Origin of the sequence: Brachybacterium tyrofermentans, assembly GCF_039526165.1 — a bacterium.
In the GTDB taxonomy this organism is placed as follows: Bacteria; Actinomycetota; Actinomycetes; order Actinomycetales; family Dermabacteraceae; genus Brachybacterium; species Brachybacterium tyrofermentans.
In genome coordinates, this window is sequence record NZ_BAAAIR010000036.1 from 1 (window position 1) to 12567 (window position 12567).

At 61.7% G+C, this 12567-nt stretch carries 7 protein-coding genes; 2 read left to right on the forward strand and 5 right to left on the reverse strand.

Features of this window, described 5'->3' with window-relative positions; translation table 11 throughout:
• Positions 1-121 precede the first annotated feature (121 nt).
• Both ABD093_RS09165 and ABD093_RS09170 read left to right on the forward strand, forming a co-directional pair.
• Positions 122-1054 carry a NaeI family type II restriction endonuclease gene (locus ABD093_RS09165; RefSeq protein WP_343923920.1) on the forward strand — a complete coding sequence of 311 codons (933 nt, stop codon included), beginning with the start codon at positions 122-124 and terminating at the stop codon, positions 1052-1054.
• A gap of 58 nt (positions 1055-1112) precedes the next feature.
• Positions 1113-2441 carry a DNA cytosine methyltransferase gene (locus tag ABD093_RS09170; RefSeq protein ID WP_343923922.1) on the forward strand — a complete coding sequence of 443 codons (1329 nt, stop codon included), beginning with the start codon at positions 1113-1115 and terminating at the stop codon, positions 2439-2441.
• 371 nt (positions 2442-2812) lie between these two features.
• Here the strand turns inward: ABD093_RS09170 and drmB are convergent, their stop codons facing one another.
• From drmB to ABD093_RS09195, 5 genes are read right to left on the reverse strand one after another with little or no spacing between them, the layout of a single operon-like run.
• A complete protein-coding gene (gene drmB, locus ABD093_RS09175; RefSeq protein ID WP_343923924.1) occupies positions 2813-4741 on the reverse strand; it encodes a DrmB family protein in 1929 nt (642 codons plus the stop codon).
• Positions 4738-8256: a helicase-related protein gene (locus tag ABD093_RS09180; RefSeq protein WP_343923926.1), complete on the reverse strand. Its 3519-nt coding sequence runs from the start codon at positions 8254-8256 to the stop codon at positions 4738-4740. The genes drmB and ABD093_RS09180 overlap by 4 nt, the downstream gene beginning before the upstream one ends.
• Positions 8253-9953 (reverse strand): nuclease-related domain-containing DEAD/DEAH box helicase, encoded by a 1701-nt coding sequence (locus ABD093_RS09185; protein ID WP_343923928.1) that lies wholly within the window; start codon positions 9951-9953, stop codon positions 8253-8255. The genes ABD093_RS09180 and ABD093_RS09185 overlap by 4 nt, the downstream gene beginning before the upstream one ends.
• The gene (locus ABD093_RS09190) at positions 9941-11455 is read right to left on the reverse strand and encodes a hypothetical protein (protein WP_343923930.1); all 1515 of its coding nucleotides are present in this window, start codon (positions 11453-11455) and stop codon (positions 9941-9943) included. Before ABD093_RS09190 ends, ABD093_RS09185 begins: the two co-directional genes overlap by 13 nt.
• Positions 11452-12330 (reverse strand): hypothetical protein, encoded by an 879-nt coding sequence (locus ABD093_RS09195; RefSeq protein ID WP_343923932.1) that lies wholly within the window; start codon positions 12328-12330, stop codon positions 11452-11454. Before ABD093_RS09195 ends, ABD093_RS09190 begins: the two co-directional genes overlap by 4 nt.
• Positions 12331-12567: the final 237 nt, after the last annotated feature.

Consider the following 12567-nt stretch of genomic DNA (forward strand, 5'->3'; position numbering starts at 1 on the left):
CCTCATGCCAGAATGAGTCCGCAAAGATCGGCAACGACGCCGACCGAGCGGACCTACCGACCCCATGAAAGATCGAGGCTAGGGTGTAACCTCTCGACTCGTGAGATTCGACGTTGCTTTCATGATCCCCGAAGACGACCCACGTGACAGTGTGGTTCAAGAAATGCGTCGCCTGGACCCCACCGGGATGGTGACTGGGCAGGTACTACGGGACACCTTCGACCAACTGTATGACGGTGTGCGCACTACGCGTTATCGGTGGGATCAGTTGTTCAAGACCGAGAAGACGCACTTCGGAACTCTCATTGAGATAAATCTGCAGCGCGCATTCAAATACAACGACGGCAAGGTTCTCGACTATTCCATCTGCGGCCACGAAGTCGATGCAAAGTACAGTCAATCCTTTGGTGGCTGGATGTTACCTCCTGAGGCAGTCGGCAAATTGTGTATGGTAGTCACGGCAAGTGATCAAGATTCTAGGTTCTCTATCGGAGTTGTGCGGGCGGCTGATGAACTGCTGAACCCTGGGCGGAACCGGGACGCTAAACGCACTCTCTCAGCTATGGGGAGGGCCGCCGTACGGTGGTTCTGTCGAGATGTCGAACTGCCGCCCAATATATTGCTTCATATGTCGTCGGAGGACGTGACCGAGGTCTTCAATGCCGGGGCAGGGACCGCCCGCGTGAAAGAATTGTTCCGCCGGACGGCAGGAAATGTTGTCGGCAGGGCCGCAGTCGCGACCGTCGCTGCCCAGCTCGACGTGACACGTCGGGTTCGAGGGGGTCAGAGCGGGGCCCGTGACCCCCTTGCGGATGAAGGGGTCGTCGTGCTCGGCGGCGCGTACGAGTGGCAAAGGGAGGCCGCGCGGCAGCTAGGTCTACCTGTTCCACGTCGAACTGAGTATGTCGCGGCACACGTAGCGCCCGTGTCAGATGCCTGGGAGGGCCCAACGGCTAGCGGCCCCTCGGGGCGAAAGCTGAGGCTAGCGAGCTTCAAGTCGCGGGAACCGTTCGACCCGCATTGGTACGGCGACCGCTCTAAGCCATCACGCTAGCCAAGCCCGCACCAACGAGTGTTCGGATGTCAGTCGCCCCTGCGACAATGAGGTCACTATGGATGCCTTGACGTACGGTGACGAGACTCGTCCAATCGACCTGACGGTGGTGGAGATCTGCGCCGGGGCAGGCGGACAAAGCCTCGGACTGCACCGAGCCGGATTCCGGCACACACTCGCGGTGGAGCTCGATCTAGATGCAGCGTCCACGCTGGAGCGGAACCTCACGCGACTCGCACTAGAGGAAGGCCAGCCGCAACCGGTGGTTGCGGTCGGCGACGTTGCAGACAAGATGGTGTGGGACCCGCGTGACCACCAGGGCGTTTCACTCCTGGCTGGAGGAGTTCCTTGCCCGCCGTTCTCGATCGCCGGCAAGCAGCTCGGGTCATCAGACGAACGTGATCTCTTCGCTTGGGCTGTGGAGGCGGCCGGGCAAATGAATCCGGACGCCGTGCTCCTTGAAAACGTCCGGGGGCTTTCAATGCCTCGTTTCGCCGGGTACCGACAGGCCGTCCTAGACCGTTTCGCTGAGCTTGGGTACCGCGCTGACTGGCGGCTGCTGGAGGCGAAGGACTTCGGCGTTCCCCAGCTGCGGCCGCGCTTTGTCCTCATCGCCCTCAAGGAAGAGTTCGCCCCCTACTTCTCGTGGCCGGAACCCAGCGTTCATGTATTGACTGTAGGGGAGGCACTTCGCGATCTGATGTCCTCGAACGGATGGCCTGGAGCAGAGAAGTGGGTGGAGCGTGCGAACCGCGTGGCGCCGACTGTTGTCGGTGGGTCCAAGAAGCACGGCGGCCCTGATCTCGGGCCCACACGCGCGAAACGCGAGTGGGCAAAGCTTGGCGTCGACGGACTAGGGGTTGCGGATTCCGCGCCGGGGCCCGAGGTCCCTGTGGGCCACACACCCAAGCTCACTAACGAAATGGTCGCTCGGATTCAGGGCTGGGGCGGCCCAGAGCTCGAGTGGGACTTTGGGGCGCGCAAGAGACGAAAGACTGCCATCTACAGGCAAATCGGAAATGCGTTCCCCCCACCAGTGGCGCGAGCAATCGGAGAGTCGATTGCCTCCGCGCTCCGCAAGGAGGGCGCCGAGGACGGCGTTCACGGCACTGACAGCCAGTACCACGATGAAGTTTACCGCGCCCTGCGTGAGCACGGCGGATTCGTTTCGCTTGCTGGGTTACGCAAAGCCCTCGGCGGGTCGCTCGGCGACGGAGAGATTATCCGCCGCATTGACTATATTCGTCAGGACTTCGAGATCGATGAGCGGTTCCGCGGCGGAGCGCCGACCTACAGACTGGGGGAGTGGCACGCGTTCCGTGGGCAGGAAGACCACGCCCGCCACGCGGCATTCGCCACAGGTAAGCTACGCTCGAGGATCAGCTAAACGGCGTCGGCAGGCTCGGCCGCCAGAGGGATATTTATCCTCGGGTTAAGAGGTGCAAGATAGCCTGATCGGCCGCAATGTCCGCCGCTTCAACGCTACGGCGAACGTGTGCTACCTGGCCGGTGTGCCACTTCGAGCTCTTCTGCAACCTCGGTTCGTCGGCTTACCGGCACCGCAGAAGTGCTGGCCCACCGCGGTCGAGGCGCATGAGGTCAGGACGTTGACGACGCTGGCATGGAGTCGTGAAGTCGGGCTGATCGCCGCAGACAGTTAATTCGCCATTCGCCATTCGCCATTCGCCATTCGCCATTCGCCATTCGCCATTCGCCACTCTGCAGGATAAGGCAGTGTTGATGGTGTGATAGTCACACTCAGGTCAGATCTGAGAAGAATCCAAGGCTCGGGTTGTCGAACGTTCCGATCACGAGGCCGCGGTCGAGGAACCGGTTGAACTCTTCGCAGCTCGTTTCCGGCAGCAGGGCGCAGCCGTGACAGGCCGCAAGATTGCACGAATCGGGTCCCTGACCGCGCTCCCCCGCGTCCATGCAGACCGGGTCAGTCGAGCACCAGTGGGCATCACTGAGGGCCGATGCAAAAACCGGTTGTAAGCGGTCTGGTCGAGACATGCGGACCAGACCGCCCATCGTGCCCTCCGAGTCACCGGCAGCCGTGTAGATCAGGAGTCCTGACATGTCCCGGCCGCCGTCGCGTGATATGTACAACCGCTCCCGAAGCGACGCTGAGCTGTAACCGCAGGTGAAGACGAGCTCGTTGATCAGGAGATGCGCGAACGTGTGCAGCATGATCATGCGCGGCGAGATGTCCCTTGGGCTGCCGCCGCGATCCGTGATTACCTGCCCGTACTGGTTCGCGATCAGTGCGGCCCGCGCCTGAACGTCGCCGCGTGCTTCCCAGGTCGCGAGGCGCCCGCGGTCAAGTTCGAAGTAGATTCCCTCGCCCTTGACCACGTAGGCCGGCAGCCAATCCTTGTCAGGCGGCAAGGGGCGACGACGAAGCATGGCTTTTCCCTCGGCAATCTTTAGTTCGCCGTCACGGCCGCGAGTAAACCCTCGTAGCACGCGGGTCTCGCGGAGGACTGTGACACTCCGAACTCGATCAACGTGAGCCGCGATAGCGGCAGCGACGCCGGGATCCGATGCGCGCAGCTCGTCGTCCTGCGGCGTCTCGCGTAGCAGCTTGAACTCCGGGTAGCGCCAGATATCGAGGTCGCCGGACTGATCCTCGTCGCCGTCCTCCTCTGCGGCGCCGATGCCGAACCGGTCCTGGTATGCCGCGAATAATTCATAGTCAGAGAACTGGTCGAACAGTTCTCCGGCGCCTCGCGTTGTCAGCCGGATGTCAGCCACGGTGGCGTCTTTGCCCCGCATAGTAAAGAGCATAGACATTACGGGAGCGACGTCTGCTCGATTCAATAGGTCGCGCAACGCACCGCTGACCGCACCGACTTTCTGCGGAAGGAAGATGGACGACTCCACGAACGGGAAGTAAACGTTGCCACTGGCACGGAGCGCGCCCTGAACGGGTTGGTCGCATGGCCCACGCTCCTCGTGCAGCCACGGCCGTGCGCCGGTACACAGATGCGGATCCGTGCGACCCGCCAATTGCTGCGTGAGGTAGGTGCTTTCCTCGCCGGACTCGTCCTTTTTCCCACCTGTCGTGATTCCCTGAAGGGATCGTGACGCGCCACACCCCTTGCGCTCATCGCGCATGTTCTTCGCGTCATAGCCGCAGCGGACTACCTGGCCCTCAAGTCCGCCACCTCCGGTCGAGAACAGCCGCAACACTCCGTTGCAACCCGAGTTCTTCGAGCGATGCACCCAGTCCTTGAACGGGAAGTCATCAATGTGACCCTTCTTGCAGATGGCAACGAATGGTACCTGCGACATCTTTGGCCCAAGGCGGCGCTTGCCCACGCATGTGGGCTCGTCGCACCGGACGGCTTCCTGGAAGCTGAGCGGGACCTTCTTCAGTCGCTTGCAGTACACGCAGAAGGAGTAGCACGGGAACCTCAAGGCCGGGACACTCAGCTTCTCGTTCCGGTGGTCTTCCGGGGAGCCCTTGCGGTAGTCCGGAGGCAGGCGGAACTCCTGTACCTTGAGCCGCGCCTCAAGTCGCCAGTCGTTAACGCGGAAGTCCTCCAGCGCCAAGTCGGCGTTGTTGCGCGGGAACCAATGGTCAAGCCCTGCTGTAATAACCGACGAACTGTCGACGAGGACGCTCATTGCTCCTACGCCAAACGGCGACACCAACTGGGCTCGGCGCATGCTGCCTGATGTCATGCCTGTACCTCCGGCTCTTCCAGATCGTCGGTGATGTAGTCCAGTGTGACGGAGAGCAGGCACTCAGCGTCGACGCTACGCATGCTCATCGGTGTCTCCCAGGTGATGTTTTTGTTGTCAGAATCGGCAAGGGCGCCAGCCGGGCGCAACAGACCCTGCTTTGGGTCGCCTTTGAAATAGTCGGCAGCCGCCCACGCGGTGCGCTCGCCCTTTGCCCACTGGCGAGACCGCTCAGCGGCCCATTGGTCGAACACCCCCAGTTCCTCACTGTCGACGACCGAAGCCCGGGCCCGAAGCAACGCAATCGCCTCGTTGAACTCGGCCTGTGGAAACGGGCTCGGGTCGAGCGTCGGGTTGAGTTGACGCATGCGAGAGATCGCTGCTGCGTGGAGCGCTCGTTTCAAGACAGGCTCAGCGAAAGGGGTCACCGACGTCGGTTCCACCTGCGCATACAGCTGCTGGTGATAGGTCCGGAACCGCTCGTAGTGACTGCGGTCGCGAGGCTTCGCCGCCCCGTAGATCGTGATGACGAGGCCCGGCGTCTTCGCGTTTCGTCCGACACGACCACTTACCTGTATGTACTGCGCGGTGGTCTTTGGCTGACCGACGATCGTCATAAGGCCGAGCCGGTCGATGTCGACACCGACCTCGATAATGTTCGAGGCAAGGCAGATGTCAACGCACTTCGAATTCTCGGGGCACGAACCGGAACTGACGCACTTTGCCCCGTCCGCGCAATTGGGATGAGGTAGTCGGAGCTCAAGTTCCTCGATTGCCTTTGGGATCTCGTCGCTGCGGCGGCGCGATGTGAGCTCCATCTTGTTACGTGGGTACCTCGGCATGATGCCGTCGCGCCGCTGTAGTCCTACCAAGTAGTCAGGGACGTCGGAGTCCAGCAAGGACAGCGTGTTGCCGAGCTCTCTGAGGCTGTTTAAGAAATTCAGGTTGGTCCAGTAGCCGTCCCGATCGGCGGGATCTGGGATCTGTGGGGCGGCTATAAGCGTTGCGGCCGAGACTCGCGCCTGGACCGTCTGGGTGGAGCCGAGTGACGGACTCATGACCCCTAGGTATCGACGACCTGGTGCTGGCTTGCCGTCCGGAAGCCGAGCCGGTTCCGCGAAGAAGGACCGTCCCTCCTCCAGTCCGTGGGGCGGGAACAAGGCGACTTCTTTGCGACCGAACAGCCCCAGGATCTGTTCCTCATATCGGCGCGCGGTGGCGGTTGACGCGATGATCTTGGCCGGTCTAGGCGGATTGTGACGATGGTCGGTAGCCAGGTCGTCAATAATCGGTTCGTACAGCCCGACCATCGACCCCAGCGGGCCGGAGATCAGGTGCAATTCATCTTGGATGATAAGGCTTGGTGGTGAGTAGACACGCTCGCCATTTGCGCCGAGTCCGAACATAGTACGAGCCGCCGGCTGCCATGCCATCGTGGCGAACTTATCGACGGTGCCGATCACGATCGATGGACGCGTCTCGTAGATGTCTTCGTCGACGACGTGGACGGGCAAACCGTCTCGCCCTCTGAACCGACACTGCTCATCTGGGCACTGGAAGAGGAATCGGCCACCCGATAAAACATAGCCCGGAGTGTCCTGTCCTCGCGACTTGCTGACGGGGCCCATTCGCGTGCCACACCATGGGCACTTGAGGAGCAAGAACTTGTTCGAGGCTCGGGAATCGCGTCGCAGTTCGGTGAGCGCACGCTTGGCTACCGCCCAGCTGTTTGGCGTTGAGTCACCGCCGAGCCAGACGCCGATGCTGAATGGGGCGGTGCCGAGCTCGTCCTCCATGCGGGAGCGGGTGTCCTCTAAGACGCAGATCAAGGAGGAGGCGCGCAGGAATTGCTGGGCGGTGAGGAGGCGCAGCGTGTACCGCATGAGCGTGTCTGTACCGACGTCGTCTGGGTTGCGTAGTCGGCGCGCGAGCAGCGAGATGGCCGATGCGCCGAGGTAGGCCTCAGTCTTGCCGCCGCCAGTCGGGAAGAAAATGAGGTCGACCAGCGTGCGCTTCTCGTGCGTTGGGTCGACGAGTTCAGGCAGGCTTGCCAGGACGAAGGCGATCTGGAAGGCGCGCCAGCGGCCACCTTCAGGGTCAGGGGTAGCTGCCGGGTGGGCACCGTCTGGGCGATATATCCCCTGCTTGTCCTTAATGAGGTCCCGTGGCTCAAGTCGTGACCGGATCTGCTGGTGGAGCATTGCGTGGTTGGCGAGTTGGAAAGCGCGAGCGGCGAGCGGGTCGTTCTGCACGAGGTCCCAACCCTCTTGCATCCGTTCGAGCGCTTTAGCGCACTTCTCTACGTGCTCCCGTGCGGGCTTTTGGTGGCGGGTGGGCAGGTCGCCGATCGAGGCGGTCCGGTCGTTGATCCACTGAGCGTAGAGTGCGAGGACCTTCTCGACTTGGGCATCACCGGCAGCGGTCCTGTTTGCAAGCTCCTCCATGCTGACGCTGACGGAGATGCGGGTGCCATCGGAGTGCTCTTCGTATACGTCGGGTGTCAGGCTAGTGACCTCGTAGGCGGGCAGCACCTCGGCCTTCACGAATGGAACTGTCGGAGTCCCGCCTTCTCCGACTGGATCTTCCCAGGTCGCGGCACAGCCGTGACCGATCGCGAAGGTGCGTCGGTGGCGGTACAGCAGCGCGATCGACTCCTCTTCCGGGTCGCTACCGGCTTGCTCGACATCTGGGTAGGGCTCGATGCGGAGCCCTTCCGATGCTGTGGCGGAGAACGCGACCTGGAAGAACGCACTCGCCGATCCTGTACCCGCGGCATCGTCGACGACAGCCAACGTGACCAGTCGAAGGTCCGGGTCCGTCTCTCCTGGCACCGCACGGCTGAAAATAGAAACGCTGGGCTTGATGCGGGGCACAATCTTTGGCTCAACGACTACGGGCGTCGTGGGCAGCGGCGAACGCTTCCGCTCGCGCCTGAGAACTTCCGCCGTCGCGACGGCATCGAGCACGAAGGGACGACGAACCCACCATTTCAGCGGTGGCGTGTCTGGTGCTGTGATCTTGACGTGGTCGTAGTAAGCACCCGTCACCCTGATCTTGAGGTCGGCTCCCGCAGTGACACGGACCTTGAATGAAATTGCCATGGCAGATGGCTTCCGTCGGTTCGCGTCAGACAGGTCGAAGTCGTCCGAGTCGGGTTGATCCGGCCGGCGAGGCCCACGTACCTCGGTCTGTGGCACTTCAGGGTTCTCTTCGTTTTCGGCCAGTCCTGGAATGACGGCGGAGTCGTCACCTTCGGATGCCAGAGAGCCAGTCGGAGTACCGCCGCTGTAGAGGACACCGACACCGTAGCGGCGCAGCGGGTCGGAGCGCGTCAGTACCTCTTCTAGCGTGTCGCGATCATGGAACTGCCCGTTGATCTCATCCTTCGTCTGAAAGAGCAAAGACTGCCCGGAGCAGTCGACGGGTGTGCCGATCGGAAACTCTTCGTCGGTCGGTCCAAACAGCTCGCGTCGTACAGCTGCCTCGACGACGTTTCGTGCCTCAACCCCGCTCATCGGTTCCCTCCCATTTCTGCGCGTCCGGTGCCTTCCTCGATGACACCGTAGAGACGATCGGTTGCTCGGGTTAGTCCGACATAGAGGACTGACTCGAAGTTTGGCACGTTGAGGCGGTCCAGGTCAGTGACTATGACGGCCGGTGCTTCCAGACCCTTGAAGGCATGTATCGATGCGTAGCGGATCTTCCCCTTCTTGATGGTGCCGCCGTCAGCCTGGACGAGTACACTCTTCAGCCAAAAGTCAGTCGTAGTGTTGGCGACTGACCCGTCAGCCAGCGGACTCAGTACAACGATCTCGGTGAGGTCGAACGATTCATTCCGCAGTGCCTCGACGGCTTGGCGAAGCAGCGCCGACTGATCTTGACCACGGACGTACTTGAGGAGCACTGGGTTGGCGCCGTCGTCGTCTCGTCGAAACTTCTGGTAGCCAGGAGTGAGCCCGCTGAAGAAGTTCACACTGAATCCAATCCTCGGGAGGTTCCGGCAGTTCATCGTGAGCCGGTGGGACGGCATGCTGGGCATGCGCGTTTTGAGGAGCTCGTGACCGCGGCCATCGTCATAGATTGCCTGGCGCTCGAAATCGCCAAACATCAAGACGCGGCCACCCGTCAATCCGCCCTTTACGAGCAGCTCGAAGACGTCGAGATACGATTCAGTCAAGAGGTCCTGAACTTCGTCGATGATAAGGAAGTCCGCCGGAGGCTCGTCTAGTTCAAGTAGAACTTCAATGGCTCTTTCGGGAAGCTCGGTCGACCAAAATAGTTGACTATTACCAGCTGGGACTTTGAGTCCCGTGAGTGCCAGGAGTTGGCTGTGTAGGGTGCCAACCGATAAGGCGGGATCCTTGATGTCGATAGCGAGTCGCCGTCCGAGCAACTTGTTAAAGCAGATAAGTCTGCCTCTACGCCCGAGGGTCAGTTCGCGGCGGGCAGCCTCGAGGGCGAGGAGCGTCTTCCCAGCCCCGGCTGGTCCGGTGAAGAGCACGCTTTGGTTGTCGGCCATGGCGTCGAGCGCGAGAAACTGCTCCTCGACGAAATGGACGAGCTGATCCTCTCGGGTTGAGCGCACGTCTGCGGCCACCACTCCGAACTCGAAGTTCGGCCGAAGCAGCATGGCGATCCGCTCTGCCGTTGCTTTGGCTGGCCCGACGCCACCGTAAGAGTACCCGTTGAAGGTGGCGTCGAGGTGGGCGATGCCACCCGCGAAGGTCCGGCGGAGGGCGCCAATCGGGTCGTTCTTGAGGTCCTCCGAGTCGAGCACCTGCCAGTCTGACCACTCGTTCGTGGGCCGGAGCATCGTCCGGGCGCGGGTGGCTGTGAACCATGCTGCGCTCAGCATGGGGATCGATCGAAGATCGATTTTCTTCTTGCGGAGATCTTTTTGGATCGAGTACATCGCCTCGCTTGCCTGCTTGAAGGGGCCGCGCGTCGTCGGTTTCTGTTTGCCGAGCACCCAGAGGCCGTCACGGAATGTGAAGTATTCATGTGATTTCACTTCGATCACAAGTATCCCGAGATTGGGTGCTATAACCACAAAGTCGGCTTCGCCTTCCGGGTTGCGGACATGCTTGGCGATATTGAGTGAGTGGAGAACGATCCAGTCGTCGGTCGTCTCGTCCTCGGATAACTTCCGATAGACCGACTGCTCCCCGGGCGCTGCTCCCTCTGGAAAAAACGGCGGTATTAGTCGAGCCACTTGGCACTCCCATCGGTGAACGGCACGCGTAGTTGATGCCTGCTGACGATCTCAGTGAAAGGCGCCCTGGCGAGAACCCGCGCAACGAACATGCCACGGAAACCTTCGCGCGGCAGATCCAAGTGCAGGATCCCGTCGCGTTCCAGTACTCGCAGGTCGGCGTGCCCAACGGCCGCTTCAAGTTCCCTGCGAAGATCAGTACTTGCCTTGTAGACGGCCCTCCTTAAGGTGATTGCGTTGCTGTGGGTCGGGTGTAGCGGCTCGCCGAGCCAGTCAAGTAGCAAAGTAAAGTCCTCGTCTCGCTGAGGGCAGATCAGGCGAGGCTCTGCCCAGACACGCACTTGGCCGCTGGAGCGCACGCCGAGCTGTTCAAGCTCCGCCACTGCTCGGCGGGCACCTACTCGCAGCAGTCGCTCCTCAAGCTGCTGCTTCCAGTGGGCCTGGCTTGTGATGATGTGGTCGGCCTTTGGGCCGAGAATGGAGATGGCCTGGTCATACATCGCCCCGCGTTCAGTCTCGCCTTCGCGTAGAACCAAGTACGTGCCGGGGAGGACTCCCGAGACGGCCTCGTATCCAACCCTGGCGCCGTCGGGCTGTTGCGGGTCTAGTGAGCGGATTCGATCGCCGTCGTCGAGCCACAGGCCCAACCCGCCTGCGAGGAGAACCTTCCGAGCCACCATCTCGTCGCTGGCCGGCTCGCGGTCGCCTGAGCCGGGTTTACCCCACGTCGGCTGGGGGAAGTAGAGATCGGAAAGTTCCTCATCGTCAACAATTGCGGTCTCAGGCGCGGTCGTGTCACCGACCTGATGGACTGAGGTCTTCACGGCAATCCGCCCTTCCGCATGGATCCCGAGAATCGACGACGGCACAGATTGATCGCGGAACCAAGCCGGCACCAGGAACGTGACCTCTGGCGTCACTGGCGCGGTGACGACAGATGACGGCATGAACGTCGGCGGCGCAACGACGTAGCTGCTTTCGATGATTTCGTCGACTCTGTCCAGTTCGCTCGGAACCAGGACGGTGGCGCCGAACTCATCGAGCCAAGACGCCAGCCCGGCTCGATCTGCCGCTTTGCTCGCGACGACGATGCAGGCCTGCGGGCCTACCTCCTGGATCGATTCGAGCAAGACCGCGCCAAGCGGTGAATCGGTCTCGCCCACTTCTATCGCTGCTTCTGCGATGAGATCGAGCAAAGCTCCATCGCTGACGAGGTTCCGGAGGCGCGTCGCTTGCCGCACGATGTCATCGATGAGCGGCTGTTGCGCCTGGAACTGCACCGGCTGCGGCTGTCTTATGCGACGCCAGCGCAGTGCGTTGGCGGCTTGGAGCACGCCGTTCCAGATTTCGCTTCGCTCGTCCCCAAGCACGAACAGCGTGCGGCGGATAGCTGCGTTCAATCGTGCGCCGGCGGGATCGCCGACGGAGAATATCGAGACGCCTTGGTGTATTACCGAACCCGCCGAAGCGTACCGTCGCGCGACGTCGTGTACTCGACTCATATGGCCACCGTGAACGCCAGGGCTTCGACTGCTGTCGGCGGAAGCCACCGCAGCTCGTCGACAAACGAGACCGGTCGGCTGTTGTTCTGGCGTGCCTCGACAATTGTCTCCGCCGCGGACTCGTCAGCAACGGACCGATCGACGATGCAGACGACGATAGGTGTGGTGATGTCGTTCAAGTACTTGATCGCGTTGTAGCGATCTAGGATAACTGTGGTACAGGATTCGGGCAGAACTTCGCCTTCTCCAAGGCGAGCCGCCGAAACGATCGGCGTAGACCAAGTCGCCGCGCGATCGTCGTACGGCAGGATGTAGGTACCAAGCTTCGTGCCCGAGTCGCCGACAGCTGCCCCGTTTCCTATGACGGCCTGAAGGTCATCACGAAGCCATTTGCTTGTCCCCACGAGGGCAAGATCCATCGGTGGTGCGGCGAGACGGTCCAGCCACGAGGTCGCGGCGCCGGTGAGCTCGGCTAAGAATCCGCCCGAGGGAACCTCGCTGACGGTGGACTTGACGGCATTGTCGAGCACGGATGCGGCGCGGTAACGATCGGCGGCGAAGAGCTTGCCACCGGTGAGGACCCGTGCGCCACTCGAATGTGCTTCCAGCTTCGTAAACTGGCCCGTAACGATCAGCCTGTCAGTGACTGCCCGCAGATAGGTCGATCGATCGGAGGCCTCGAACACTGTGAGTGGCTCGTCGAGCGCGGGAGCCGAACTCGACAGCATCCAACCAGAGCCGATGAGAGCGGCGACGTAGTCGCGGCGAGGTACCGAAACGGCCAGTACTAACTGCCGCCCGTCGAGCTTTGGGAGATAGCGGCGCAACAGGGATCCGAGCGCGACGAAGGATCCGATCCATGGTTCGGCGACCATGGGGTCGCCCGGTTCATCTGCGAGGCCTAGGAGAGTGCGAGGAGGCGACGACGACGTGGTCACACCGTTCCTTTCGTAGCAAGTCGCGGCCCGCGCCACAACTGATCCGATTCTATGGGACAGGTCCGACAGACTCGGCTGAAACCAACACACTGGCAACATTTACCGCCGCGCCTGTCATGGCGGCTCTTCCCGGTTCGTGGTGATGGGGAGCGTCGCGTCGTTGACGTAGAACGG

What these genes read in the sequence shown, in the direction of transcription:
- ABD093_RS09195 (WP_343923932.1), bottom strand. Translation starts at nt 12,330, where the DNA reads ATGGTCGCCGAACCATGGATCGGATCCTTCGTCGCGCTCGGATCCCTG.
- ABD093_RS09190 (WP_343923930.1), bottom strand. Translation starts at nt 11,455, where the DNA reads ATGAGTCGAGTACACGACGTCGCGCGACGGTACGCTTCGGCGGGTTCG.
- ABD093_RS09180 (WP_343923926.1), bottom strand. Translation starts at nt 8,256, where the DNA reads ATGAGCGGGGTTGAGGCACGAAACGTCGTCGAGGCAGCTGTACGACGC.
- ABD093_RS09170 (WP_343923922.1), top strand. Translation starts at nt 1,113, where the DNA reads ATGGATGCCTTGACGTACGGTGACGAGACTCGTCCAATCGACCTGACG.
- ABD093_RS09165 (WP_343923920.1), top strand. Translation starts at nt 122, where the DNA reads ATGATCCCCGAAGACGACCCACGTGACAGTGTGGTTCAAGAAATGCGT.
- drmB (WP_343923924.1), bottom strand. Translation starts at nt 4,741, where the DNA reads ATGACATCAGGCAGCATGCGCCGAGCCCAGTTGGTGTCGCCGTTTGGC.